Genomic DNA, 24,185 nt, shown 5'->3' with positions numbered 1-24,185 from the left:
TTCCCCGCTCTGCTGCTGGTCTGTGCCTCAGTTCTGCCGATGTCGACAGGACACATTAATCACGCCGCTGCCTCCATTTGGGGTGAGCCGGACAAAACTGTGACATTGACCGCAGTTCTTGTTGTCACAGCATGGCAGGCACCGCTCTCGCATCGGACAAAGTCGAGGAAGTCCGGGCATCCGAGCCCGTTTTCCGGTTACGCTGCTCTGCCCGCCTCATGCCTGATGACACCAAGGCGCCGGGAGCAGACCGGAGACGACCCTACCGGCGGTAGCCCGGCACACAAGCCCCCTGCCCCCGCTGCTCCTACCCCCTAATTCACGCTTTCCCCGTGATCATTCCGGAATTACCGGCAGAACCTCATTGGTTACCAGTGCGTACGCCTCTCGCAGGTCGCCACCCCGGTAGGCGAGCACAGCAAGATCCGAAACGTGGTGATCCGCGTTGACGGCCACGGAAAGCGGAACCGCCGCGAAGATCTCCGCGTCCGACATCGAATCCCCGTAAGCAACGCAGTCACGCCGTCCCAGTCCGAATTTTTCACAGAGCCGGTCTGCGATCCTCACCTTCGCAGACGCGTTCAGGATGCCCGCCCGTTCCACCGGCTCCAGAAAAGGCACTGCGGGCCAGCGCGAACCGTGGGTGGCATGCGCGCCCCAGGCCAGCAGCCGCTCCACGAAGAAGTCCGGCGAAAGGGAGATGACGGCGCAGTACTCACCACGCGAGCGGATGTCCGCCCACACCTCCTTGATGCCCGACAGCCACGGCGCGCCCTCGAAGGCCGCCGTCACCTGCGCCTGAGTGAGCCGTGCCCACAGCGCTCCGGCCCGTACGGCGAACTCGTCGGGCGCCAGGCCGTGCAGCAGAAAATCCCGTTCCAGCTCGGCGATCTCGGCGCTCACACCCAGCTGACGGGAGATCTCTACAGCCGCCGCCGAACCTCGCATCAGCGTTCCGTCGAGATCGAAGAGATGAAGTCGCGTCATGTACGCCGAGGCTAGTACGCGCGGTTACCCCCTCGCTCAGACGCCGGACCGGCCCGTCGCCGTGTTTCACGTGAAACCACTCTCACGCCCCGACAGCCCTGGGGACCCACCCGTCGCGGCCGGCGTCTCCGAGCCGCCGCCTCCTCTTCACGTAAAGCGGTGGACGCGTGATCGGTGCGTCGGCCAGCCTGATCCAATGCCGACTTCCCTCGCCGATCTGCCTGTCCGACGCCTGACCCTGCGCGATCTCACCGCCTGCGCCGACCTCTCGGAAGACCGGGGCTGGCCACGCGAGGAGCACAAATGGGGCCTGCTGCTCGCTTCCGGCACCGGTTACGGCATCGACGCACCGGAAGGAAAAGGTCTCGCCGCCGCGAGCGTCCTCACCTCGTACGGACCCGGACTCGCCGCGATCGGCATGATGCTCGTCGCGGAACGTCACTCACGGCAGGGCGTCGGCCGCCGCATGATGCGCCACCTCGTCGCGGAAGCCGGAGACATCCCCCTCACCCTGCACGCCACCCCCAACGGCCGCCCGCTCTACGAGGAGCTCGGCTTCACCGTGACCGGCAGGGCCGAAATGGTGCGCGGCCACTTCCGTCCGGCCGGCCCCCCGGCCGAAGTACCGACCCGCCCCGCCACCGCCGACGACCTGCCGGCGATCCTGCGCCTGGACACCGAGGTCTTCGGTCTGGACCGCACCCTTGTGCTCACCCGGCTGCCCGCCTTCGCCGACCAGATCCGGGTCGCCGAGGACAAGAACGGCATCACCGGGTACGCCGCCGCCTGGCCCAACATGCACACCCATGTCGTGGGCCCGCTGATCGCCGGGGACACGCAGACCGCCAAGGCACTGATCGCCTCCCTGGCCGCCGGCACGGACCGCCCCCTGCGCACCGACATCGACGTACGCCACGAGGAACTGCTGGCCTGGGTGAAGGCCTGCGGCCTGGAGCCGGTCGCCTTCAACGACGTGATGACCTACAAGATCCCCGCCCTCCCCGGCGACTGGACCCGCCGCTTCGCCCCCCTGACACTCGCGGCAGGCTGACGGCGGGTCCGTGCCCGGCCCGCTTACCGGCCACCGGCCACCGGCTCGGCTACCGGCTGGGTTACCGGCCGAGGGCTGCGACAGCGGTGGTCGCGAAACCGTGGTCCTGGCCGGGCGCTCCGCCGCCCACACCGACCGCACCGATCAGGCGGCCGTCACGGTGGACCGGCACTCCTCCGGCGATGAACAGGAGGGGACGCTCCAGCGCGGTCGGCAAGGTGTGGAAGAGCCCACCGGGCTGGACCGCGTCGACCAGTTCGGCGGTCGGGGCGTTCAGCTGGAGCGCGGTGTACGCCTTGCGCGTGCTGGTCTCACCGGCGATCAGTACGGTCCGGTCGTCGCGCCGGAAGGCCGGCAGGTGACCGCCCGCGTCGAGAACGGTGACAGCGACGGTGACCCCGGCCTCCTCGGCCGCGCGGCGGGCCGCGTCGACGAGGGTTTCGGCGTCCTGAATGGTCAGCGGGACGACAGAGGTCGCGGGTGCGGGTGCGGTGGTGCTCATGGGGTGACTCCTCGAATTACCGGTGGGGGTGATTCAGCGACGCGCGGCGGCAGTGGTGACAGCGGCCGGCTCGGGGACCGATCCCGTGACGACCCGGCTGCGGGCGTCCGTGCGGCGCTCCAGGGCGCCGGACAGGAACGCGAGGCCGAGAGCCGAGGCGGCGAGCACCGCACCGACCCAGTTGGGCGCGGTGTAGCCGAGGCCGGCCGCGATGACGAGGCCGCCGAGCCAGGCGGCGAGCGCATTGCCGAGGTTGAACGCGCCGATGTTGACGGCGGAGGCAAGAGTGGGAGCGCCCGCGGCCTGGTCCAGTACGCGCTTCTGGAGCGGCGGAACGGTCGCGAAGCCCAGCGCGCCGATCAGCACGATCGTGACCGCCGCCGTGATCCGGTGGTGCGCGGTGACCGTGAAGAGGGCCAGGATCACGGCGAGGGCGCCCAGGGAGACGTACAGCAGCGGCATCAGCGCACGGTCCGCGAACTTGCCGCCGATCAGGTTGCCGCCGACCATGCCGAGTCCGAAGAGGACCAGCAGCCAGGTGACGGACCCGGCGGAGTAGCCGGCGACGCCGGTCATCATCGGTGCGAGGTAGGTGATCGCGGCGAAGACGCCGCCGAAGCCGAGTACGGTCATCGCCATGGCGAGCAGCACCTGCACGTTGCGGAAGGCGGCCAGCTCGTGGCGCAGCCGTACGCCCTCGGGCTTCGGCGTCTCCGGTACGAGCCGGGCGACGCCCGCGAGCCCGAGCACCCCGAGCGCCGCCACCGCGGCGAAGGTGAGCCGCCAGCCGTGGCTCTGCCCGATGAACGTGCCGAGCGGGACGCCCACGACGTTGGCGACGGTGAGGCCGGTGAACATCATGGCGATGGCTCCGGCCTTCTTCTCCGGGGCGACCAGGTCGGCCGCGACGATCGACCCGATGCCGAAGAACGCGCCGTGCGCGAGGGACGCGACCACCCGGCCGGTGAGCATCACACCGAACGAGGGAGCGAGTGCCGAGAGCAGGTTGCCCGCGATGAACAGTCCCATCAGCAGCATCAGCATGCGCTTGCGGGAGATCCGGGTACCGAGGACCGACATCAGCGGAGCGCCCAGTACGACACCGAGGGCGTAACCGCTGACCAGGTAGCCGGCGGTGGGGATCGAGACACCGAAGTCGGTGGCGACCTCGGGCAGCAGACCCATGATCACGAACTCTGTGGTGCCGATCCCGAACGCCCCGATGGCGAGGGCGAGGAGTGCGAGTGGCATGGCCAGACCTTCCGAATAGATTGCGCATGCACCTTATGGGCGTTCACAATAATTGCAGGCGCCGAATAATTGCAAGCGCGGGCTATTGCGATAGTCGTCTATCCTGGCTCCCGGGCTCAAGCCGCTCCGGACAAGGAGAGATCCATGACAGCGACAGACCCCGCCCTGACCGCGCTCTCCCAGGGCTGGTGCGCCCTCTCCCTGCTGCACAGCAGGATCGCCACCCACATCGAGAAGGCCCTCCAGGGCCGCCACGACCTGAGCGTGCGCGAGTACTCACTCCTCGACGTCCTCAGCCGCCAGCACAACGGCCCCGGCGGACATCTGCGGATGCAGCAGGTCGCCGACGCCGTCGTACTGAGCCAGAGCGCCACCACCCGCCTGGTCTCCCGCCTGGAGGACCGCGCCCTGCTGACCCGCTACCTCTGCGACACCGACCGGCGCGGCATCTACACCGACGTCACCGATGCCGGCCAGGCCCTGCTCGCCGAGGCCCGGCCCACCAACGACGCCGCACTGCGCGAGGCCCTCGACGAGGCCGCGAAAAACCCTGAGCTGGCCCCCCTGGTCAAGGCCGTCGAAGAACTGCGCATCCCCGCGCCGACTGCGTAATCTGCGCTCCATGAGCGATCTTGAGATACGCCCCGCAGCACCCGGTGACCTCCCGTCGATCGTGGCCATGCTCGCCGACGACCCGCTGGGCGCCCAGCGCGAGTCCCCCGACGACCTCGCCCCGTACACCGCCGCCCTCACCCGGCTCGCCGACGACCCGAACCAGCAGGTGGTCGTCGCCGTACGCGAAGGCCGGGTCGTCGGCACACTGCAGCTCACCGTCGTCCCCGGGCTGTCCCGGCGCGGCTCCACCCGCTCGCTCGTCGAAGGCGTACGCGTCCACGCCGACGAGCGCGGCAGCGGCCTCGGAACACAGCTGATCGAGTGGGCGATCGACGAATCCCGGCGCCAGGACTGCCAGTTGGTCCAGCTGACCTCCGACGCCACCCGCACCGACGCCCACCGCTTCTACGAGCGGCTCGGCTTCGAAGCCTCCCATGTCGGATTCAAGATGAGTATCTGAAAACCACTTCTTCATCCGATTCGACTCATTGCCCCGGCAAGAGGGGGCGGCCGTATGCGCGGACCCCGTCCCCCACTCGAACAGGCCCAAAGGCCCAGGAGGAGACGGGTCAGAGGGTCGACGGAGTCACTCTGCTGGAATCCGGGACGCTGCGCGACAGCGCCGCCGAGCGCACGGAAGCGCTCGACAAAGTCAAGGCGCTCTCACTGCTCCCGGACGGGACGCGTGTGACGACACAGATGGTCGCCGACTACTTCGAGGCGGTCGAGGACGAAGTGACCTGCCTCCGACGCGTACTGGGTGAGCGCGAGGCAGCCGGATCGATGGGTGCGCTCGACGCCATGAACCCCCGCCCGTTCGAGCAGCACCTCGCCCGGCTCTGCCGACGCGACGGCTGCGACCGCGTCACGGTCACCGGAGGCCACGGCGGTACGGGCGCCCACATCGTCGCCTGCGCCCCGACGGCCGCCGCACCGTCATCCAGGGCAACTCCCGGACCCCGGCGGCGACCATCACCAGCGGTGACGTCCAGCAGTTCATCGGCATGGCCAGGCTGGACCACAACGCCGACATCGCCCTGCCCGTCGCCACCTGCCCGTTCGCCCGGGACGCGCTGCTGCTGGCCAACCGCCACGATGTGACCGCAGTCCACCGCGGCCTGCTGGAAGCGTGGGACAACGGAGCCGCCCTGCACGTCCTCAACAGCAACACTTGAAGCGTCTCCGCCGGAGCCGGACCGCAGAGGGGGACCGAAGTCGCAATTCGCGCCTGCGGCTTCGGGCCCGCCCGCACTCTCCCGGCACCCCCTCCCCCTGCACGGTTTCACGTGAAACCTCACAGGGCGCGCCAGCCGCCTTCGTCCACACCTCCAGGAACCGCGTCCCCCGGCTCGTACGGCTCACGCGTGAAGACGAACGACCCCAGGTCGAGATGGCTCACCGAGCCGTCCTCCCGCCGTACCACCCGGAGCGTCTCCCCCAGGTGGTAACCGTCGAGACCGGTCCAGGTCCCGTCCGGCCGGGCCGCGAAGCGCGAGCCCCGGCCGTTGCCCCGCAGCGGCTGGAGCTCGAGGGCGCGGTCGGCGCCAAGCGAGAGGGCGTACGACGCCGTGCCCCAGAACCATGGGCCCGTCAGCACCAGCAGCTCCTGGTCGACTTCGGCCAACGGCCGCCAAGGTTCCGGGATGCGCGGCTCGGCCTCGACGACGATACGGACCAGATCGGCCGCCACCGCCGGCGCGGACACCCCCGACGTGGCGTTGGCGAGCGCGACCGCGGCCACCCCGTCCTCCACACTCATCCACAGGCCCGCGACAAAGCCCGGCAGCGAACCCGTGTGCCCCACCAGCGTCCGCCCACCGCTGTGGACGATCTGCATCCCCAGCCCGTAACCACCGGCCGCCTCTCCAGGACCCGCCGGAGCGGCGGGCGTGCGCATCTCCCGTACGGACTCGGCACTCAGCACCTTCTCGTCACCCGCCGCGAGGAACGCGGCGAAGCGGCAGAGGTCGGCGGTCGTCGACCAGAGCTGACCGGCCGGAGCCATCACCCCGAGATCCACAGCCGGTTCGGGCAGCATCACATCCGCCCACGGATGCACGGCCCAGCCACCGGCGTGCGGAGCCTCGGGCCTCGCACGCGTACGGCGCATGCCCAGCGGCTCCAGGACCTCGCGCCGCAGCACCTCGGCCCAGGAATCCCCGCGTACGGCCTCGACGAGCCGGCCGAGCAGCGTGTAGCCGGGGTTGGAGTAATGGTGAACACGCCCGACGGGATGGATGCGCGGCTGCTCACCCAGCACATCACCGAGCCCGGGACGCAGAGCACCCGGGGTCCGCTCCCACCACGGCCCAGGAGTCTCCGCAGCCAACCCCGCGGTGTGACTGAGCAGTTGGGCGACGGTCGCCTCCCCCACCCCCGTACCCGGAAGATGCTTCTCCAGGGGGTCACCGAGGTCGAGCGTGCCTTCGTCACGCAGCCGCATGACCAGCACAGCGGTGAACGTCTTGGTGATCGAACCGATCCGGTACTGCGTACCGGCGTCCGGCCCGTGCCCGTCGACCGAGGTACGAGAGCCCGTCCAGACGGTCTGCCCGTCACGGGTCACCGCAGCGACGAACGAGGGCGCCCTGCCTTCGGCCTGTGCGGTGGCGATGCGGTGCAGAAGGGCGCGTTGCGTACAGGGAAGCAGCTCTTCGAGCGGGGAAGTCATGGTCAAGACCTACCGGCGCGGCCTCATCCCGTCGACTTCTTTTCAGAAGGTTCAGCTGCGGATTCTCTCTTCCGCTGTCGCAGGGCGGGCCGGTGATCACGTGTCCGCCCGGCGGACGGCCGCGATACCCGTCGACACCGGTGTCGGCCGGTCGGGCGAACCCGGGCGTCATGGCGGCGGCCACCTTCAGACGCAGCTCCGCCTCGCCTTCCTTCCCCAGGCGCTGAAGGGTGTGGCCGAGCATGAGCCGCGCGCAGGAGTCGTCCGGCGCATCGGCGCTCAGGCGTTCCAGCACGTCACCGGCGCGTGTCAGCTGGGCGGAGTGGAAGTGACCGCGGGCCGCGGGCCGACGGACGTTCAGGTCCTCCGCGTCTTCGTCCAGCAGGGGTTTCAGCAGGGCGAGGGCGCCGATGCCCCCTCCACATGACCTCGAGCCCGAGAACCCACGCCATGGTTCAGGTCCGGGATCTCGCGGCCTGTGGCACGAGGCAGTGCTCTGACCTGCGGGCCGTCAGACTGTCTCACACCGTGTCCACCTCTTTGTGCCTCGGAGCGGGCGGCATTTGCTCACGGTCGGCAGCACCCCTGCTGCGCCCCCCGCTTCCCCGGAGCACCCGAGGTCTCCACCTCGTACCAGGGCCGGAGCCGCGGGTACCACCCCTTCATGACCGGCCCGAGATGCGCCTCGACCCCGTACCCGGATGCCCCCTTGCAGGGGAGGTCGTAGAGGAACGACGTCACGATGACCTCGATGCACGTGCAGACGGGCGCTGAGGCTGTTGAGCCGGGTTCTGACGCGGATCCCCGGAGAAACCGGTCATTGGGGAGCGCCGGTCTCCGGATGAGTCTCCGTAGCGGGTGGCCATCGCGGCGGCGCGGTTGCGCAGGGTGATGCGCAGCGACTGCGGGGCCAGGGCTTCCGCGCGAATTTTCGGCTGCGTGGCCGGGAGCGTGCGGTGATCGGCCTGCGCGGCATCACAACCGGGCGCAGACACCCCGAGGAGCTGGTCGAGCGCGGGCCGACCCGCCAGTCCCAGACCCGTGGCCGATCGGCCTCGGAGCTGAACTACCCGACGCTGCTGGTGCACTGCTGAGATACGGGCTGGATTGCCGAACCGAATCGGCCCCCTACATCAGGACGTCACGTCTGCGCCATGTCCACGAAGCGCGAGTAGTGGCCCTGGAACGCCACCGTGATCGTCGCCGTCGGACCGTTACGGTGCTTGGCCACCATCAGATCCGCCTCACCGGCGCGCGGCGACTCCTTCTCGTACGCGTCCTCACGGTGCAACAGGATGACCATGTCGGCATCCTGCTCGATGGAACCTGATTCACGCAGGTCGGAGACCATCGGCTTCTTGTCGGTCCGCTGTTCGGGACCACGGTTCAGCTGCGACAGCGCGATCACCGGGAGCTCCAGCTCCTTCGCCAGCAGCTTGAGGTTTCGGGACATGTCCGAGACCTCCTGCTGACGGCTCTCCGCCCGCTTCGAACCACCGGACTGCATCAGCTGCAGATAGTCGATGATCACCAGCTTCAGATCATTGCGCTGCTTCAGCCGCCGGCACTTCGCCCGGATCTCCATCATCGACAGGTTCGGCGAATCGTCGATGTAGAGCGGCGCCTGTGAGACGTCAGGCATACGCCGTGCCAGCCGCGTCCAGTCCTCGTCCGTCAGCGTGCCCGAACGCATGTGGTGGAGCGCCACCCGGGCCTCGGCCGACAGCAGGCGCATCGCGATCTCGTTGCGCCCCATTTCGAGGGAGAAGATCACGCTGGGCAGGTTGTTCTTGATCGAGCAGGCCCGTGCGAAGTCCAGCGCCAGCGTCGACTTGCCCATGGCGGGGCGGGCCGCGATGACGATCATCTGCCCCGGGTGCAGGCCGTTGGTCAACGAGTCGAAGTCCGTGAAACCGGTCGGCACACCGGTCATCTCGCCGGTGCGGGAACCGATCGCCTCGATCTCGTCGAGCGCACCCTCCATGATGTCGCCGAGCGGCAGGTAGTCCTCGCTCGTGCGCTGCTCGGTGACGGCGTAGATCTCGGCCTGGGCGGAGTTGACGATGTCGTCGACATCGCCGTCGGCCGCGTATCCCATCTGCGTGATCTTCGTGCCCGCCTCGACCAGCCGGCGCAGCACCGCCCGCTCATGGACGATCTCGGCGTAGTACTCCGCGTTGGCGGCGGTCGGCACCGTCTGCACCAGGGTGTGGAGATACGAGGCGCCACCGACCTTCGTGATCTCGCCGCGCCTGGTCAGCTCGGCGCCCACCGTGATGGGGTCGGCCGGCTCACCCTTGGCGTAGAGGTCGAGAATCGCCGTGTAGACGGTCTCGTGGGCCGGGCGGTAGAAGTCATTGCCCTTGAGGATCTCCACCACGTCGGCGATGGCGTCCTTCGAGAGCAGCATGCCGCCGAGAACGGACTGCTCCGCATCGAGGTCCTGCGGGGGGACCCGCTCGAAAGCGGGGGAGCCGCCCTCCCAGCCGCCGCCTTCACCGCCGCGGTCGTGCTGCTCGTCGCGGCCCCGGCCTTCGCCACGGCGCCGACGGGGAGGCAGACGGTCACCGGGACCGCTGTCGGCCCAGGGGTCGTCCAACGGCTCGGAAATGCTCACCGGGCCACCTCCTCCCGTCCGCTTCGCGGACCTCGCTGTGCCACTCTTTCTTACGGCACGGCTCTGACAAATAAGATGCCCGACTCCGGTTCCGGCGCATGAAGTTCGACGCGCTTCCAGGGCCGGAACAGAAGGCGGGCGCCGCACCACGGTAGGCCCGCGGGCAGCCTCAGCCAATCTGGTTATCCACAGGCCCTGTGGAAGAAAGACCAGTTGCTGTGGAGAACTCCCCAGAACCTGTGCACGGACCGGGGGACAGCGCTGTGGACAAACTCATAGTGACCCCGTCCACACCGCCCTGACCTGCCTTTTCTCCATCCACCGGCTGTGGGGAAGAAAAACTTCGCCGCCCGGTTCAAGATCAGAACAAACGGCACACACCCGGAGGCGAAAAGCGCTCCTCCGTAAGGACCGCAAGCCCATTGCATCTCTTACCTGTGGAAGATTAGATTGAACCCATGACTCAGGCATCCGCGGCAGCGAAGACCAGTCGGCGCCGACACGACCGCGAGATCATCGCACTCGCCCTCCCGGCCTTCGGTGCCCTGGTCGCCGAGCCACTCTTCGTGATGGTCGACAGCGCCGTCGTCGGCCACCTCGGCACCCCGCAGCTCGCCGGTCTCGGCATCGCCGCCGCGCTCCTGATGACCGCCGTGAGTGTCTTCGTCTTCCTCGCTTACGCCACCACCGCTGCGGTCGCCCGCCGGGTCGGCGCGGGCGACCTCGCGTCCGCCATCCGTCAGGGCATGGACGGCATCTGGCTCGCACTGCTCCTCGGTACCGCAGTGATCGCGGTCGTCCTGCCTTCCGCCCCCTGGCTCGTCGATGTCTTCGGCGCCTCCGACACGGCGGCACCGTACGCCATCACCTATCTGCGGATCTCCAGCCTCGGCATCCCCGCGATGCTGGTCGTACTTGCGGCCACAGGCGTCCTGCGCGGTCTCCAGGACACCAGGACCCCGCTCTACGTCGCCATCGGCGGCTTCGCCGCCAACGCGGCCCTCAACGTGGGCCTGGTGTACGGCGCCGGGCTCGGCATCGCCGGTTCCGCGTGGGGCACCGTGATCGCCCAGTGCGGGATGGCCGCCGCCTACCTCACGGTGGTGGTACGGGGTGCGAGAGCCCACGGTGCGTCCCTGCGCCCCGACGCCGCCGGCATACGGGCCTGCGCACAGGCCGGCGCGCCCTTGCTGGTCCGTACGCTCTCGCTGCGCGCCGTCCTGATGATCGCCACTGCGGTGGCCGCCCGGCTCGGTGACGCGGATGTCGCCGCCCACCAGATCATCCTGTCCCTGTGGAGTCTCCTGGCCTTCGCCCTCGATGCGATCGCCATCGCGGGCCAGGCGATCATCGGGCGCTACCTGGGCGCCAACGACGCCAAGGGTGCGCAGGAGGCATGCCGGCGGATGGTGCAGTGGGGCATCGTCTCCGGGGTGGTGCTCGGGGTGCTGGTCGCGGTGTCGCGGCCGCTGTTCGTCCCTCTGTTCACGGGCGATCCGGTGGTACGGGACGTGCTCCTGCCCGCACTGCTGGTGGTGGCCGTGTCCCAGCCGGTCTCGGGCATCGTCTTCGTGCTGGACGGTGTACTGATGGGCGCGGGCGACGGGCCGTATCTGGCGTGGGCCATGCTGGTGACGCTGGCGGTCTTCACACCGGTCGCCCTTCTGGTACCGGCGGCCGGCGGCAGGCTGACCGCCCTGTGGTGGGCGATGACGCTGATGATGGCGGTCCGGATGGTGACGCTCCTGCTGCGCACCCGCTCGGGCCGATGGGTCGTCACGGGCGCCGCACGCTGAGAGCTGGGTGCTGAGAGCCCGCAGGGAACTGCGTTTCACGTGAAACGGCGAAGGGCCGCACCCCGTGGGGTGCGGCCCTTCTGACTGCTCTGCGATGCGCAGCGCTTAGGCGGCTACGACCTCGACGTCCAGCTTCGCAGCGACCTCGGCGTGCAGACGCACGGAGACCTGGTGCGAACCAAGGGTCTTGATCGGAGCGCCCAGCTCAACACGGCGCTTGTCGACCTCGGGGCCACCGGCGTCCTTGATCGCCGAAGCGACGTCGGCCGGGGTGACGGAACCGAAGAGGCGGCCGGCGTCGCCGGAGCGAACGGGCATGCGCACCTTCACGCCTTCGAGCTTGGCCTTGATCTCGTTGGCCTGCTCGATGGTCGCGATCTCGTGGATCTTGCGGGCGCGGCGGATCTGTGCCACGTCCTTCTCGCCACCCTTGGTCCAGCGGATCGCGAAACCACGCGGGACCAGGTAGTTGCGAGCGTAGCCGTCCTTGACGTCAACGACGTCGCCGGCAGTGCCGAGGCCAGTGACCTCGTGGGTGAGGATGATCTTCATTTTTCGGTCACCCTTCCCTTATCGCGCGGTGGACGTGTAGGGCAGCAGCGCCATCTCACGGCTGTTCTTGACTGCCGTGGCGACGTCACGCTGGTGCTGCGTGCAGTTGCCGGTCACGCGGCGGGCACGGATCTTGCCGCGGTCGGAAATGAACTTCCGCAGCATGTTCGTGTCCTTGTAGTCCACGTACGTGACCTTGTCCTTGCAGAATGCGCAGACCTTCTTCTTAGGCTTGCGCACAGGCGGCTTCGCCATGGTGTTTCTCCTGTGTGATCAAGAAGTGGGGTACGGGCCCGCCCTAGAAGGGGGGCTCGTCCGAGTAGCCGCCGCCGGCGGCGGAACCGCCGGAGCTTCCGCCCCAGCTGCCGCCGCCCTGCTGCTGACCGCCGCCGGCCGGTGCACTGCTGGCCCAGGGGTCGTCGGCGGGAGCGCCGCCGCCCTGCTGCTGGCCACCGGGGGCTCCGCCCCAGTTGCCGCCGCCCTGCTGCTGGCCGCCGCCGCCGTATCCGCCCTGTCCGCCTCGGCCGGTGGTCTTGGTGACCTTGGCCGTGGCGTTCTTGAGGCTGGGGCCGACTTCCTCGACGTCCAGCTCGTAGACCGTGCGCTTGACGCCCTCGCGGTCTTCGTAGGACCGCTGCTTGAGCCGGCCCTGAACGACGACGCGCATGCCTCGCGTAAGCGACTCCGCGACGTTCTCCGCCGCCTGACGCCAGACCGAGCAGGTGAGGAACAGGCCTTCGCCGTCCTTCCACTCATTGGTCTGCTTGTCGAAGATGCGGGGAGTGGACGCGACACGGAACTTCGCGACCGCCGCACCGGACGGGGTGAAGCGCAGCTCGGGGTCGTCGACGAGATTGCCGACGACCGTGATGACGGTCTCGCCTGCCATGGGTGAACCTCTCGGCGGGGATTGCTGCTGGCTGCTTGTTGCTACTCGGACCCGATTACCGCTGAGCTACTGAGCTCAGTGGGTTTCGGGGCGGAGGACCTTGGTCCGGAGGACCGACTCGTTCAGGTTCATCTGTCGGTCGAGCTCCTTGACGACCGCAGGCTCGGCCTGGAGGTCGATGACCGAGTAGATGCCCTCGGGCTTCTTCTTGATCTCGTAGGACAGACGACGACGGCCCCAGGTGTCGACCTTCTCGACCTTTCCGTTGCCCTCACGGACGACGGAGAGGAAGTTCTCGATCAGCGGGGAGACAGCGCGCTCCTCGAGATCGGGGTCGAGGATGACCATCACTTCGTAGTGACGCATGTGGAACCCACCTCCTTTGGACTCAGCGGCCACGGTCGTTCCGTGGCAGGAGGGTCGTGATGCGTAAGCAACGGTATCGGCCGCCACTGACAAGCCGGCTTCTTCGAGGGAAGAGGCTTGTTTTCTGGCGTGGGCAGACACCGGTGCAGACCGTACAGACTACCTGCTCACCGCCTTCCGGTTGAAATCCGGCCGGGAAGGGCCACAATCTGTACACATCGGGTGTGTGCGGCATCACGGTTCGCCGCCTTCGAGCAGGAGGTGCCTTATGGCACATGCAATGCGACGACGCTCCCCGTCCTCCCTCTTCGAGACGGACGGCAAGCCCCATCCGCTCCAGGACACGCTGCTCGCGGTGACGCTGGTGCTGGGCGCGGTCGCCTTTGTCTCGGCGATGTTCCACGGCCTGCACCTGCTCAGTTCGTGGGCGGGGCTGGTGGGGATCCTCACGGGTGCGTACGGCCAGTTCGTCTCGGTCACGACACGTGAACGGACCCTGCTGATCCTCGGTCTGGGAGCCTCCGCGATCGGCTTCTACCTCGGTATGGCGCACGGCGGACTGTTCGGCGGGGTGCTGGGATAGGACCGGCTCGGCCGGAGGGCCAGTCGGGGCGCTCCCCTGGCGCAGTAGGCTTCGGCGCGAGAGCCGGAGCCCCTGATCCCATGGGGACAGACCTGCCGAGGAGCGCCCCGCATGAGCCTGACCCTGAGGACCATCAGCCGAGAGCAGCATCTGGCGTACATCCAGAGCCTGCCCGCGGCAAGCCACATGCAGGTCCCGGCATGGGCCGATGTCAAGGCGGAGTGGCGCGCGGAGAGCCTGGGCTGGTTCGACGGAAACGACCAGCTGGTGGGCGCGGGCCTGGTGCTCTACCGCCAGCTGCCGAAGATCAAGCGTTACCTCGCGTACCTGCCCGAGGGCCCGGTCATCAACTGGTTCGCGCCGAACCTGGACGAGTGGATGCGGCCGATGCTGGCGCACCTGAAGCAGCAGGGCGCGTTCTCCGTGAAGATGGGGCCGCCCGTCGTGATCCGGCGCTGGGACGCGACGGCGATCAAGTCGGGCATTCAGGACCCGGACGTGAAGCGCCTGCGCGACGTCGAGGCGACGCACATCGAGCCGCGCGCCTTCGAAGTCGCGGACCGGCTGCGGAAGATGGGCTGGCAGCAGGGTGAGGACGGGGGCGCCGGCTTCGGTGACGTACAGCCCCGTTACGTCTTCCAGGTGCCGCTGGCGAACCGCTCGCTGGAGGACGTCCACAAGGGCTTCAACCAGCTGTGGCGGCGCAACATCAAGAAGGCCGAGAAGGCCGGCGTCGAGGTCGTCCAGGGCGGCTACGAAGACCTGGCCGAGTGGCAGCGGCTGTACGAGATCACCGCGGAGCGCGACCACTTCCGGCCGCGTCCCCTCGCGTACTTCGAGCGCATGTGGACGGCCCTCAACTCCGAGGACCCCAACCGGATGCGGCTGTACTTCGCGCGCCACGAGGGTGAGAACGTGGCGGCCGCGACGATGCTCATCGTCGGCGGTCACGTCTGGTACTCCTACGGCGCTTCGGCGAACCACAAGCGTGAGGTCCGGCCCTCGAACGCGATGCAGTGGCGGATGCTGCGCGACGCGTACGCGATGGGCGCGACGGTCTACGACCTGCGGGGCATCAGTGACTCGCTCGACGAGACGGATCACCTCTTCGGCCTGATCCAGTTCAAGGTGGGTACGGGCGGGCAGGCCGCCGAGTACCTCGGTGAGTGGGACTTCCCGCTCAACAAGCTCCTGCACAAGGCGCTCGACATGTACATGTCGCGCCGCTGATCCCCGCTCGACCCCGTTTCCCTTCATACCCCTGATACACCGCAGCCCCGAGAAAGGTTCCGGACCGGCCATGGCGCTCACCCTCTATGTCGACACCGCGCGCTGGCGGGCGCACCAGAAGTCCGTGCTCGATCAGTTCCCGGGAATCGTGCCGGTCTGCAAGGGCAACGGCTACGGCTTCGGCCATGAGCGGCTCGCGGACGAGGTGACCCGTTTCGGCTCGGACATCCTGGCCGTCGGCACCACCTACGAAGCGGCCCGCATCAAGGACTGGTTCGGTGGTGACCTGCTCGTCCTGACGCCGTTCCGGCGTGGCGAGGAGCCGGTTCCGCTGCCGGACCGGGTGATCCGCTCGGTGTCGTCGGTCGACGGGGTGCACGCCCTGGTCGGCGCCCGTGTCGTCATCGAGTGCATGAGCTCGATGAAGCGTCACGGGGTGAAGGAGGAGGAGCTCGGACAGCTCCACGCGGCCATCGAGGACGTACGCCTGGAGGGCTTCGCCCTGCACCTCCCGCTGGACCGCATGGACGGTTCGGACGCGGTCGAGGAGGTCATCGGCTGGATGGACCGGCTGCGGGCGGCCCGGCTTCCGCTGCACACGATGTTCGTCAGCCACTTGAAGGCCGAGGAGCTGGCGCGGCTGCAGCAGCAGTTCCCGCAGACCCGTTTCCGTGCGCGCATCGGTACCCGGCTGTGGCTGGGCGACCACGAGGCGACGCAGTACCGGGGAGCGGTGCTGGACGTGACCCGGGTGTCCAAGGGCGACCGGTTCGGTTACCGCCAGCAGAAGGTGGCCTCGGACGGCTGGCTGGTGGTGGTGGCCGGTGGTACGTCGCACGGTGTCGGTCTGGAGGCACCGAAGGCGCTGCACGGTGTGATGCCGCGCGCGAAGGGCGTGGCGCGGGCCGGGCTCGCCACGGTGAACCGCAATCTCGCGCCGTTCGTGTGGGCGGGCAAGCAGCGCTGGTTCGCCGAGCCGCCGCACATGCAGGTGTCGATCCTGTTCGTCCCCGCGGACGCCCAGGAGCCGAAGGTGGGCGACGAGCTGGTGGCCCATCTGCGGCACACGACAACGCAGTTCGACCGTCTCGTCGACCGCTGACAGCCCGCGGCGTCAGCCGCCGCCGGACGTGGTGGTGCCCCATTTCACCTGGGGCCCCTCCACGTGGTGCGCGGCATGCCGCGGCGGGTGTGCCGCCCTGCGCGCCGCCCTGCCCAGGACGAACGTGTCCTGGGCCCCGTCGAGGACGCCCCCCGAGGGGTCGTCCGTTCCGTCGCGCCGTACGGCGTCCCGGTCGGGCATGAGGATGTCGCGTACGACGACGGCGCACAGGTAGAGCGTGGCCAGCAGGTGCAGCGCGATGGCGAGCTGGTAGCCCTCGGGAGGAAGCCCGCGCTGCTTGTCGCCACTGGTGGTGTACGCGAGGTACATCCAGATCCCGAGGTAGTACATGACCTCGCCGGCCTGCCAGATCAGGAAGTCGCGCCAGCGCGGCCGGGCCAGGGCGGCCAGGGGGATGAGCCACAGGACGTACTGCGGCGAGTAGACCTTGTTGGTGAGGATGAACGCGGCGACCACCAGGAAGGCGAGCTGGGCGAAGCGCGGCCGGCGGGGCGCCGTCAGGGTCAGGGCCGCGATGCCCGCGCACAGCAGGAGCATCAGCAGCGTCGCGTACGTGTTGACGGCTTCGACGTCGAGCGGCTTCCCGGTGCGCTGCGTGATGATCAGCCAGAAGGACCCGAAGTCGACGGACCGTTCCTGGCTGAAGGTGTAGAACTTCTTCCACCCCTCGGGGGCGAAGATCATGACGGGCAGGTTCACCAGGAGCCAGGCCCCTGCCGCGCCGAGCAGCGCGGTCCCGTACTCGCGGTACCTGCCCGCCCTCCAGCACAGTGCGAGGAGCGGTCCGAGGAGGAGTACGGGGTAGAGCTTCGCGGCGGTGGCGAGCCCGATGAGGATGCCGAAGGCCAGTGAACGTCCCCGGGACCACATGAGCATCGCGGCGGCGGTGAGGGCGACGGCGAGCAGGTCCCAGTTGATGGTGGCGGTCAGCGCGAGGGCCGGCGCGAGAGCGACGAGCAGCGCGTCCCAGGGGCGTCGTCGGTGCGTACGGGCGACGCAGACGGCGATGACCGAGGCGCAGATCATCAGCATGCCCGCGTTGACCATCCAGTAGGCCTGTTCGCGTTCCTGGACGGAGCCGTCGAAGGGCAGGGTCAGCCAGGCCGCGACCTGCATGAAGAGCCCCGTCAGGACGGGGTACTCGAGGAACTGCATGTCGCCGGACAAGCGGTCGAAGTACGGTACGAGGCCGTCGGCGAAGCCCCGCCCCAGATACAGGTGGGGGATGTCGGAGTAGCAGGCGTGCGTGTACTGCGAACTGGTGCCGCGGAACCAGGCCCACTCGTAGCAGGGGATCTTCTGCACCATGCCGAGCGCGAACATGCCGATCGCCACCAGGGCGACGACACGGACCGGCGTGAGGCGGCCGGCGCCCAGCCCGGCCCACCGGCCGACGGGTCCGCCGATCAGCTCGCTGCCCGCCGCGGCGACTTCGTCCTGCTGCGTGGGCCGTACTACGGGCCGGTCCTCGTGCACGCTCGTCATGGGGTCATCCTGCCGTACGGGGCTCTGCATGCGGCGAGGGCCGCCGCACCGGGTGCGACGGCCCTCGTCAGGGGTGGTGGGGTGGGGCGTGGCGTCAGCCGTCGCCGCCTCCTCCTCCGAACAGGCCACCGTTGCTGCTGTCGCCGTTGCCCGGCTTGCCGTCGGTGCCGCCGTCGGCGGTGGCGCCGTCGGTCGCGCCGCCCTCGGTGCCGCCGTCGGTGGCTCCGCCCGTGTCGGTGCCGCCTGCGTCCGTACCGCCTGTATCGGTGCCGCCCACGTCCGTACCGCCGTTGTCGGTGCCGCCGTTGTTGTCGCCGCCCTTGTTGTCACCGTCGTCGCAGGCCCAGTCGAGCGGCGCGCAGGTCTCGTCACTGGAGGGAGTCGCGGACTCGGACGGCTTGACCGTCTCCGTTTCCGAGGGGGTCGGGGACGGTGTCGCGGACGGCGGCGTCTCGGAGGGCGTCTCGGACGGGGTGGGGGTCGGCGTCGGGGCCGGCGCACCGACCGAGTCGGCCTTCTCACCGATCGGGTTGGCCTCGGGGAAGTCCTTTACGGCTTCGTCCTTGAGCGCTTCCTTCATGTAGTCCGTCCACACCTCGGCGGGAATGTCACCACCGTGGATGGAGGCAACGCCACCGGTGTCGTTCATGGACAGCAGTTCGCGGGATTCGGGATCCGTACGGAACATGGTGACCGAGGTCGACAGCTGCGGGGTGTAGCCGACGAACCAGGCCGACTTGTTCTTGTCGGTGGTACCGGTCTTGCCCGCGGCCGGGCGGCCCAGCTTCTTGGCCTTGGTGCCCGTGCCGTTCTCGACGACGTTCTTGAGGACCTTGGTGACGTTGTCCGCGACGTCGTTGGTCAGTTTCTGCTGACCCTTGGGCGCCTCGAAGTCGCCCAGTTTCTGGCCGTCGCGGACGACCTCCACGACGGAGTAGGGCTCGTGGTGCTTGCCCGAGGCGGCGAACGTCGCGTACGAGTCGGCCATGCGGATGGCGCTCGGGGTGGACGTACCCAGGGAGAACGAGGCGTTGTTGTTGGGATCCATCGAGTCCCTGAGGATGCCGGTGTCCTCCGCGACCTGGCGCACGTTGTTCAGGCCGACGTCGATGCCGAGCTGGGCGAAGGGCGTGTTGATGGACTTCTCCATCGCCTCGGTGAGCGTGACGTAGCCGTACGGCGTGGGGCTCTCGTTCTTCTGCCTGAACGGCTGTCCCTTGTTGTTCATCAGGGGGTCGCCGTCGCGGTTCCTGATGATGGTTCGGTCGTTGCCGTTGTACTTGCTGTCCGGCGAGAGTCCTTCGCCTTCGGCGGTGTTCTGGGTGCCGTACGCCATCGCCGCGGCGAGGACATAGGGCTTCCATGTCGAGCCGACGGGGACGCCGGAGGTGTCGGCGTTGTTGGTGAAGTGCTTCTTGTCCCAGCCCTCGCCACCGTAGAGGGCGACGATCGCGCCGGTCTTCACGTCCACCGAGGCGGAGCCGAACTGGACGAACCTGTCCTTGTCCGGGCGCTTCTTGAGGTCCAGGAAGTCCTTGCGGGTCTTGTTGACCGCATCCTCCATCGCCTCGACCTTCTCCTTGTTGAAGGTCGTGTAGATGCGATAGCCGCCGCGCGCCAGGTCCTCGACCCCGAGGCCGGCCTGCTTCATCACGTACTTCTTGGCGGTCTCGACCAGGTAGCCCTTCTGGCCGGTGAGGCCGGTGGCCTCCTCGGAGTCCTTGAGCTTGGGGAACGTCGTGTACTTCGCCCGCTCCTCCTTCTTCATCAGACCCACCTCCACCTGACGGTCGAGGATCCACTCCCAGCGCTCCTTGGCGCGCTTGGTGTTCGCCTCGGGGGTGGCGTTGGTGCCGATGCCGCCGTCGGGGTTGTAGAGGTTCGGCCCCTTGAGGACCTGGGCGAGGAACGCGCTCTGTTCCGGCTTCAGGTCCTTGCTGTCCGTGCCGAAGTACGCCTGGGACGCAGCCTGGATGCCGTAGGCACTACGGCCGTAGTAGGCGGTGTTCAGGTAACCGGCGAGGGTCTCCCTCTTGTCTTCCTGCACACCGACCTTGAGCGAGATGATCAGCTCGGTGAACTTGCGCTTCAGCGTCTGGTCCTGGTCCAGGTAGTTGTTCTTCACGTACTGCTGGGTGATGGTCGAGCCGCCCTGGGTCTCCCCGCCCATGGCCATGTTGACCACGGCCCGGCCGATGCCCTTGGGGTCGACGCCCCAGTCGTCGTAGAAGGAGGCGTTCTCGGCCGCGATCACCGCGTCCTGCATGGACTTCGAGATCTTCTCGAGGGGGACGTTCTGGCGGTTGCGCTCGCCGTCGGTCGTGGCGAGCTGCGTCTTGTCGTCCCAGTAGAAGACGTTGCTCTGCGCCTGCGCCATCTTCTGCGCGTCGGGCGTATCGACCCAGGCGAAGGCCGCTCCCGTTCCCGCGACCAGGACCGCGAAGAAGCCGAGGCAGGTGCCGCCGATCAGCTTCCAGGACGGCACGAACCGCCGCCACCCGTACTTGTCCGAACGCGGGTAGTCGATGAACCGCTTCCTGGCCGGCGGTCCTCCGCGCCCCCGCGCGGGGGCGCCCCGGCGTGCGCCGCCGGCCGCGCCGCGCTGGGCGGCGCGGCGGGCTTCGGCCCTGCCGCCCGGCGGGCGCTCGTCTCCGTACGAACCGGAGTACGACTCGGTGGTACTGGTGTGGGTGTCCCGCATGGGTGCCGCGCGGCGGCCTGATGGCTGCTGGGCGGCTCGCCGGGCCGCGGCGCGTCCGCCGTCCTGCGGCTGCGACGGTTTGCGACGGTGCTCGCTCATCGAACGACTACTCCTCGGGCAGGCGAGAGCGCCTGGAAGCGGCAGGTGAGTTCCGGTCCCCCCGAAGTACGGACCAGCCCTGGTCGGGGCTCGTCCGTACGGCCTCATGTACATCCAGGACGAGGACGCTCCCTGGCGTCACTTGGTTCCCGGTGGTCTGCATGCCGCACAGACTACGCACCGTCAAAACCCGCCCAGCGCCGAGGTTCGCCTCAAATCAGGCAAGTTACGCGCATCGAAATGGTGATGTGACGCCGTTCACCACGGCTCCCCTTGTCGCATCGGAGCTGCCGTTCTATCGTCTGGATGTATCGAGTCGATACATCAGCTCGGCATAAGGACCGACGGCGACTGAGGAGGCGAAGGATGAGCAGGCGCTCAGGCATCCTCGAATTCGCCGTGCTCGGTCTGCTGCGCGAGTCCCCGATGCACGGTTACGAGCTGCGCAAGCGCCTCAACACCTCGCTGGGGATCTTCCGCGCTTTCAGCTACGGAACGCTCTACCCCTGCCTCAAGACGCTCGTGGCAAACGGCTGGTTGATCGAAGAGACCGGCAGTGCTGCGGAGGAGGCGCTCGCCGCTTCGCTCGCGGGACGCCGAGCCAAGATCGTCTACCGGTTGACGGCCGAAGGTAAGGAGCACTTCGAGGAGCTGCTCTCCCACACCGGCCCCGATTCCTGGGAGGACGAGCACTTCGCCGCCCGTTTCGCCTTTTTCGGGCAGACGGAGCGCGAGGTGCGGATGCGGGTCCTCGAGGGCCGCAGGAGCCGGCTGGAGGAGCGTCTCGAGAAGATGCGCGCCTCCCTGGCCCGTACCCGGGAGCGGCTCGACGACTACACGCTTGAGCTGCAGCGTCACGGTATGGAGTCCGTGGAGCGCGAAGTGCGCTGGCTGAACGAGCTCATCGAGAGCGAGCGGGCGGGGAGGGATCGGCGACGATCCGACCCCGAGAGCCCGGCTCGTCACGACACCACATCCGAAGAGACGGACGGCCTGCCCCGGCACCGGGACGACACCGGGCCGGATCCGTCCGACGACACCGCAAAGTGAAGCCCTGCACATCCGCAGGGCTTCGTCGAGAACACAGGGAGCAACCGCCAATGGGTTCGGTTCGCGTAGCCATCGTCGGCGTGGGCAACTGCGCCGCCTCGCTGGTGCAGGGCGTCGAGTACTACAAGGACGCCGACCCGGCGGGCAAGGTGCCGGGTCTCATGCACGTGCAGTTCGGCGACTACCACGTGAAGGACATCGAGTTCGTCGCCGCCTTCGACGTCGACGCGAAGAAGGTCGGCCTCGACCTCGCGGACGCCATCGGTGCCAGCGAGAACAACACCATCAAGATCTGTGACGTGCCGAACTCCGGCGTCACCGTGCAGCGCGGTCACACCCTCGACGGCCTGGGCAAGTACTACCGCCAGACCATCGAGGAGTCCGCCGAGACGGCCGTCGACGTCGTCCAGGTACTCAAGGACACGCAGGCCGACGTCCTCGTCTGCTACCTGCCCGTCGGTTCCGAGGCGGCTGCGAAGTTCTACGCGCAGTGCGCCATCGACGCCAAGGTCGCCTTCGTCAACGCTCTCCCGGTCTTCATCGCCGGCACCAAGGAGTGGGCGGACAAGTTCACCGAGGCGGGCGTCCCGATCATCGGTGACGACATCAAGTCGCAGGTCGGCGCCACCATCACGCACCGCGTCATGGCGAAGCTCTTCGAGGACCGGGGCGTCGTCCTGGACCGCACGATGCAGCTGAACGTCGGTGGCAACATGGACTTCAAGAACATGCTCGAGCGTGAGCGCCTGGAGTCCAAGAAGATCTCGAAGACGCAGGCCGTCACCTCGCAGATCCCCGACCGCGACCTCGGTGCGGACAACGTCCACATCGGCCCGTCGGACTACGTGGCCTGGCTGGACGACCGGAAGTGGGCGTACGTACGCCTCGAGGGCCGCGCCTTCGGTGACGTTCCGCTGAACCTGGAGTACAAGCTCGAGGTCTGGGACTCCCCGAACTCCGCGGGTGTCATCATCGACGCCGTGCGCGCAGCGAAGATCGCCAAGGACCGCGGCATCGGCGGCCCGATCCTCTCCGCGTCCTCGTACTTCATGAAGTCCCCGCCGGTGCAGTACTTCGACGACGCGGCCCACCGCGCCGTCGAGAGCTTCATCAAGGGCGAGGTCGAGCGCTAAAAGCTCAGGCTGCCGCGCCTGCCGCGCTTGAAACTCCACCGCAGGCCGATCGTCGAGGGTCCCCGGGCAATTCCGCCCGGGGACCCTCGACGTGTGTGACCCTTGCTCGCATGCCCGTCGTACGTGATCTGCGCGTACTCCTGCGCCTGACCGACTTCCGCCGCCTGCTGGCGGTCCGGCTGCTCTCCCAGTGCGCGGACGGCGTGTACCAGGTCGCGCTCGCCGCATACGTCGTCTTCTCCCCGGAGAAGCAGACCTCGCCCGGCGCGATCGCCTCGGCGATGGCCGTCCTGCTGCTCCCCTACTCGGTGGTCGGCCCCTTCGCGGGCGTACTGCTCGACCGCTGGCAGCGCCGCCAGGTCTTCCTGTACGGGAACCTGCTGCGGGCCGCGCTCGCCTGCGGCACGGCGCTGCTGATCCTCGCGTCCGTGCCCGACTGGCTCTTCTACGCCTCGGCCCTCTCCGTCACCGCCGTCAACCGCTTCGTACTCTCCGGGCTCTCGGCCGCACTGCCGCGCGTCGTGGGCACCGACCGGCTCGTCGTGGCCAACTCACTCTCTCCGACCGCCGGTACGCTCGCCGCCACCGCGGGCGGCGGCCTCGCGTTCGCCGTACGGCTGGTGGCGTCGGACTCCGATGCGGCGGTGGTGCTCCTGGGAGCGGCCCTCTATCTCTGTGCCGCCCTGTCGTCGCTGCGCATGAGCCGCGAGTTGCTCGGCCCCGACCCCGAGCGGGTGCAGCCGCGGCTGGGCGCCGCGCTGGCTTCCACCGCGCGGGGCCTCGCCGACGGCCTGCGGCACCTGGCGGAGCGCCGGGCCGCGGCACGCGCGCTGGCCGCGATGACGCTGATGCGCTTCTGCTACGGCGCACTGACGGTCATGGTGCTGATGCTGTGCCGGTATGCCTGGGCCGACGGGCCGGGGGACGGTTCCGAGGGACTGGCGCTGCTCGGGATCGCCGTCGGGATCTCGGGAGCGGGATTCTTCACGGCCGCGGTCCTGACGCCATGGGGGGCGGGGCGGCTCGGACCGTACGGGTGGACGATCCTGTGCGCGGGGGCGGCCGCCGTACTGGAACCGGCCCTCGCCCTGCCTTTCACGCCCGTCCCGATGATGATCGCCGCCTTCGTGCTCGGCCTCACGACGCAGGGCGTGAAGATCACCACGGACACGGTGGTGCAGTCGTCGGTCGACGACGCCTTTCGCGGGCGGATCTTCTCGGTCTACGACGTGCTGTTCAATGTCGCGTTCGTGGGCGCCGCGGCCACGGCCGCGATGGTGCTGCCTCCTGACGGGCGCTCGGCCGCCCTGGTGGTCGCGGTCGCTCTCCTCTATGCGGCGGTTGCCGCGACCATGTTCCGCTGGAGCCGGGCCGAGGGCGCCCTGTAGTGCGGGCAGCGAATGCGGTGAGGGGTGGTGTTTCACGACGGCGCCGGAAGTGGACTCGGGGACGGGCGGCCCGGCGGGCTCGGCGGGAGGCGGGCC

General features: G+C 68.6%; 24 protein-coding genes. 12 read left to right on the top strand and 12 right to left on the bottom strand.

Annotated features, from left to right (window positions below; all coding sequences use genetic code 11):
* Window positions 1-336: 336 nt before the first annotated feature.
* Complete coding sequence (locus tag ACWDZ4_RS10745; protein ID WP_451508057.1) at window positions 337-987, bottom strand: HAD family hydrolase; 651 nt, start codon at window positions 985-987, stop codon at window positions 337-339.
* A gap of 196 nt (window positions 988-1,183) precedes the next feature.
* Between ACWDZ4_RS10745 and ACWDZ4_RS10740 the strand changes: the two genes are divergently transcribed.
* Complete coding sequence (locus ACWDZ4_RS10740; protein WP_451508056.1) at window positions 1,184-2,038, top strand: GNAT family N-acetyltransferase; 855 nt, start codon at window positions 1,184-1,186, stop codon at window positions 2,036-2,038.
* A gap of 61 nt (window positions 2,039-2,099) precedes the next feature.
* Here the strand turns inward: ACWDZ4_RS10740 and ACWDZ4_RS10735 are convergent, their stop codons facing one another.
* On the bottom strand, window positions 2,100-2,540 hold the full coding sequence (locus ACWDZ4_RS10735) for a GlcG/HbpS family heme-binding protein (protein WP_451508055.1): 441 nt from the start codon (window positions 2,538-2,540) through the stop codon (window positions 2,100-2,102).
* Between the two features lie 33 nt (window positions 2,541-2,573).
* Window positions 2,574-3,791 carry an MFS transporter gene (locus tag ACWDZ4_RS10730; protein WP_451508054.1) on the bottom strand — a complete coding sequence of 406 codons (1,218 nt, stop codon included), beginning with the start codon at window positions 3,789-3,791 and terminating at the stop codon, window positions 2,574-2,576.
* Between the two features lie 144 nt (window positions 3,792-3,935).
* Between ACWDZ4_RS10730 and ACWDZ4_RS10725 the strand changes: the two genes are divergently transcribed.
* Both ACWDZ4_RS10725 and ACWDZ4_RS10720 read left to right on the top strand, forming a co-directional pair.
* Window positions 3,936-4,403 carry a MarR family winged helix-turn-helix transcriptional regulator gene (locus ACWDZ4_RS10725; protein ID WP_451508053.1) on the top strand — a complete coding sequence of 156 codons (468 nt, stop codon included), beginning with the start codon at window positions 3,936-3,938 and terminating at the stop codon, window positions 4,401-4,403.
* Window positions 4,404-4,413: 10 nt separating this feature from the next.
* Window positions 4,414-4,866 carry an N-acetyltransferase family protein gene (locus tag ACWDZ4_RS10720; protein ID WP_451508052.1) on the top strand — a complete coding sequence of 151 codons (453 nt, stop codon included), beginning with the start codon at window positions 4,414-4,416 and terminating at the stop codon, window positions 4,864-4,866.
* 203 nt (window positions 4,867-5,069) lie between these two features.
* Here the strand turns inward: ACWDZ4_RS10720 and ACWDZ4_RS10715 are convergent, their stop codons facing one another.
* The gene (locus ACWDZ4_RS10715) at window positions 5,070-5,309 is read right to left on the bottom strand and encodes a hypothetical protein (RefSeq protein ID WP_451508051.1); all 240 of its coding nucleotides are present in this window, start codon (window positions 5,307-5,309) and stop codon (window positions 5,070-5,072) included.
* A gap of 101 nt (window positions 5,310-5,410) precedes the next feature.
* Between ACWDZ4_RS10715 and ACWDZ4_RS10710 the strand changes: the two genes are divergently transcribed.
* Complete coding sequence (locus ACWDZ4_RS10710) at window positions 5,411-5,581, top strand: hypothetical protein (protein WP_451508050.1); 171 nt, start codon at window positions 5,411-5,413, stop codon at window positions 5,579-5,581.
* Between the two features lie 119 nt (window positions 5,582-5,700).
* On the opposite strand, the gene ACWDZ4_RS10705 is transcribed toward ACWDZ4_RS10710, so the two are convergent.
* Window positions 5,701-7,077 (bottom strand): serine hydrolase domain-containing protein, encoded by a 1,377-nt coding sequence (locus ACWDZ4_RS10705; protein WP_451508049.1) that lies wholly within the window; start codon window positions 7,075-7,077, stop codon window positions 5,701-5,703.
* 100 nt (window positions 7,078-7,177) lie between these two features.
* On the opposite strand from ACWDZ4_RS10705, the gene ACWDZ4_RS10700 reads away from it, so the two are divergent.
* A complete protein-coding gene (locus ACWDZ4_RS10700) occupies window positions 7,178-7,504 on the top strand; it encodes a hypothetical protein (RefSeq protein ID WP_451508048.1) in 327 nt (108 codons plus the stop codon).
* A gap of 714 nt (window positions 7,505-8,218) precedes the next feature.
* Here the strand turns inward: ACWDZ4_RS10700 and dnaB are convergent.
* On the bottom strand, window positions 8,219-9,676 hold the full coding sequence (gene dnaB / locus ACWDZ4_RS10695) for a replicative DNA helicase (protein WP_344496136.1): 1,458 nt from the start codon (window positions 9,674-9,676) through the stop codon (window positions 8,219-8,221).
* 476 nt (window positions 9,677-10,152) lie between these two features.
* Here dnaB and ACWDZ4_RS10690 point away from each other — a divergent pair, with 476 nt between their 5' ends.
* Window positions 10,153-11,490: an MATE family efflux transporter gene (locus ACWDZ4_RS10690; RefSeq protein WP_451508047.1), complete on the top strand. Its 1,338-nt coding sequence runs from the start codon at window positions 10,153-10,155 to the stop codon at window positions 11,488-11,490.
* A gap of 105 nt (window positions 11,491-11,595) precedes the next feature.
* Here the strand turns inward: ACWDZ4_RS10690 and rplI are convergent, their stop codons facing one another.
* The 4 genes from rplI to rpsF all read right to left on the bottom strand — a co-directional run bounded on the left by rplI (window position 11,596) and on the right by rpsF (window position 13,297).
* On the bottom strand, window positions 11,596-12,042 hold the full coding sequence (gene rplI / locus ACWDZ4_RS10685; RefSeq protein ID WP_344495961.1) for a 50S ribosomal protein L9: 447 nt from the start codon (window positions 12,040-12,042) through the stop codon (window positions 11,596-11,598).
* A gap of 18 nt (window positions 12,043-12,060) precedes the next feature.
* Entirely contained in the window at window positions 12,061-12,297 is a 237-nt protein-coding gene (gene rpsR, locus ACWDZ4_RS10680) for a 30S ribosomal protein S18 (RefSeq protein ID WP_003949403.1), read from the bottom strand.
* A gap of 43 nt (window positions 12,298-12,340) precedes the next feature.
* A complete protein-coding gene (locus ACWDZ4_RS10675) occupies window positions 12,341-12,931 on the bottom strand; it encodes a single-stranded DNA-binding protein (protein ID WP_451508046.1) in 591 nt (196 codons plus the stop codon).
* Between the two features lie 75 nt (window positions 12,932-13,006).
* On the bottom strand, window positions 13,007-13,297 hold the full coding sequence (gene rpsF, locus ACWDZ4_RS10670; RefSeq protein WP_006604399.1) for a 30S ribosomal protein S6: 291 nt from the start codon (window positions 13,295-13,297) through the stop codon (window positions 13,007-13,009).
* Between the two features lie 268 nt (window positions 13,298-13,565).
* Between rpsF and ACWDZ4_RS10665 the strand changes: the two genes are divergently transcribed.
* The 3 genes from ACWDZ4_RS10665 to ACWDZ4_RS10655 all read left to right on the top strand — a co-directional run bounded on the left by ACWDZ4_RS10665 (window position 13,566) and on the right by ACWDZ4_RS10655 (window position 16,212).
* Entirely contained in the window at window positions 13,566-13,880 is a 315-nt protein-coding gene (locus ACWDZ4_RS10665; protein ID WP_451508045.1) for a hypothetical protein, read from the top strand.
* Window positions 13,881-13,991: 111 nt separating this feature from the next.
* On the top strand, window positions 13,992-15,110 hold the full coding sequence (locus ACWDZ4_RS10660) for a lipid II:glycine glycyltransferase FemX (protein WP_451508044.1): 1,119 nt from the start codon (window positions 13,992-13,994) through the stop codon (window positions 15,108-15,110).
* Between the two features lie 70 nt (window positions 15,111-15,180).
* Window positions 15,181-16,212, top strand: a complete 1,032-nt coding sequence (locus ACWDZ4_RS10655; RefSeq protein ID WP_450259307.1) for an alanine racemase — start codon at window positions 15,181-15,183, stop codon at window positions 16,210-16,212.
* A gap of 12 nt (window positions 16,213-16,224) precedes the next feature.
* On the opposite strand, the gene ACWDZ4_RS10650 is transcribed toward ACWDZ4_RS10655, so the two are convergent.
* Window positions 16,225-17,718 (bottom strand): glycosyltransferase family 87 protein, encoded by a 1,494-nt coding sequence (locus ACWDZ4_RS10650; RefSeq protein WP_451508043.1) that lies wholly within the window; start codon window positions 17,716-17,718, stop codon window positions 16,225-16,227.
* Window positions 17,719-17,812: 94 nt separating this feature from the next.
* Entirely contained in the window at window positions 17,813-20,518 is a 2,706-nt protein-coding gene (locus tag ACWDZ4_RS10645; protein WP_451508042.1) for a transglycosylase domain-containing protein, read from the bottom strand.
* 366 nt (window positions 20,519-20,884) lie between these two features.
* Between ACWDZ4_RS10645 and ACWDZ4_RS10640 the strand changes: the two genes are divergently transcribed.
* The 3 genes from ACWDZ4_RS10640 (at window position 20,885) to ACWDZ4_RS10630 (ending at window position 24,089) form a co-directional block, all read left to right on the top strand.
* Window positions 20,885-21,568 carry a helix-turn-helix transcriptional regulator gene (locus ACWDZ4_RS10640; protein ID WP_451508041.1) on the top strand — a complete coding sequence of 228 codons (684 nt, stop codon included), beginning with the start codon at window positions 20,885-20,887 and terminating at the stop codon, window positions 21,566-21,568.
* A gap of 50 nt (window positions 21,569-21,618) precedes the next feature.
* Window positions 21,619-22,701, top strand: a complete 1,083-nt coding sequence (locus ACWDZ4_RS10635) for an inositol-3-phosphate synthase (RefSeq protein ID WP_451508040.1) — start codon at window positions 21,619-21,621, stop codon at window positions 22,699-22,701.
* A 110-nt stretch (window positions 22,702-22,811) separates the two neighbouring features.
* The gene (locus ACWDZ4_RS10630) at window positions 22,812-24,089 is read left to right on the top strand and encodes an MFS transporter (RefSeq protein WP_451508039.1); all 1,278 of its coding nucleotides are present in this window, start codon (window positions 22,812-22,814) and stop codon (window positions 24,087-24,089) included.
* Window positions 24,090-24,185: the final 96 nt, after the last annotated feature.

It is taken from the genome of Streptomyces sp. NPDC003016 (assembly GCF_053591455.1).
This window is presented reverse-complemented; position numbering and strand designations above follow the sequence as displayed.

Coding starts and splice junctions, on each gene's coding strand:
- rplI (WP_344495961.1), bottom strand. CDS start 12,042: ATGAAGATCATCCTCACCCACGAGGTCACTGGCCTCGGCACTGCCGGC.
- ACWDZ4_RS10725 (WP_451508053.1), top strand. CDS start 3,936: ATGACAGCGACAGACCCCGCCCTGACCGCGCTCTCCCAGGGCTGGTGC.
- ACWDZ4_RS10640 (WP_451508041.1), top strand. CDS start 20,885: ATGAGCAGGCGCTCAGGCATCCTCGAATTCGCCGTGCTCGGTCTGCTG.
- ACWDZ4_RS10705 (WP_451508049.1), bottom strand. CDS start 7,077: ATGACTTCCCCGCTCGAAGAGCTGCTTCCCTGTACGCAACGCGCCCTT.
- ACWDZ4_RS10690 (WP_451508047.1), top strand. CDS start 10,153: ATGACTCAGGCATCCGCGGCAGCGAAGACCAGTCGGCGCCGACACGAC.
- ACWDZ4_RS10635 (WP_451508040.1), top strand. CDS start 21,619: ATGGGTTCGGTTCGCGTAGCCATCGTCGGCGTGGGCAACTGCGCCGCC.
- ACWDZ4_RS10650 (WP_451508043.1), bottom strand. CDS start 17,718: ATGACGAGCGTGCACGAGGACCGGCCCGTAGTACGGCCCACGCAGCAG.
- ACWDZ4_RS10745 (WP_451508057.1), bottom strand. CDS start 987: ATGACGCGACTTCATCTCTTCGATCTCGACGGAACGCTGATGCGAGGT.
- rpsF (WP_006604399.1), bottom strand. CDS start 13,297: ATGCGTCACTACGAAGTGATGGTCATCCTCGACCCCGATCTCGAGGAG.
- ACWDZ4_RS10740 (WP_451508056.1), top strand. CDS start 1,184: ATGCCGACTTCCCTCGCCGATCTGCCTGTCCGACGCCTGACCCTGCGC.
- ACWDZ4_RS10655 (WP_450259307.1), top strand. CDS start 15,181: ATGGCGCTCACCCTCTATGTCGACACCGCGCGCTGGCGGGCGCACCAG.
- ACWDZ4_RS10710 (WP_451508050.1), top strand. CDS start 5,411: ATGGCCAGGCTGGACCACAACGCCGACATCGCCCTGCCCGTCGCCACC.
- ACWDZ4_RS10720 (WP_451508052.1), top strand. CDS start 4,414: ATGAGCGATCTTGAGATACGCCCCGCAGCACCCGGTGACCTCCCGTCG.
- ACWDZ4_RS10735 (WP_451508055.1), bottom strand. CDS start 2,540: ATGAGCACCACCGCACCCGCACCCGCGACCTCTGTCGTCCCGCTGACC.
- ACWDZ4_RS10675 (WP_451508046.1), bottom strand. CDS start 12,931: ATGGCAGGCGAGACCGTCATCACGGTCGTCGGCAATCTCGTCGACGAC.
- ACWDZ4_RS10665 (WP_451508045.1), top strand. CDS start 13,566: ATGGCACATGCAATGCGACGACGCTCCCCGTCCTCCCTCTTCGAGACG.
- ACWDZ4_RS10630 (WP_451508039.1), top strand. CDS start 22,812: ATGCCCGTCGTACGTGATCTGCGCGTACTCCTGCGCCTGACCGACTTC.
- rpsR (WP_003949403.1), bottom strand. CDS start 12,297: ATGGCGAAGCCGCCTGTGCGCAAGCCTAAGAAGAAGGTCTGCGCATTC.
- ACWDZ4_RS10660 (WP_451508044.1), top strand. CDS start 13,992: ATGAGCCTGACCCTGAGGACCATCAGCCGAGAGCAGCATCTGGCGTAC.
- ACWDZ4_RS10645 (WP_451508042.1), bottom strand. CDS start 20,518: ATGAGCGAGCACCGTCGCAAACCGTCGCAGCCGCAGGACGGCGGACGC.
- ACWDZ4_RS10730 (WP_451508054.1), bottom strand. CDS start 3,791: ATGCCACTCGCACTCCTCGCCCTCGCCATCGGGGCGTTCGGGATCGGC.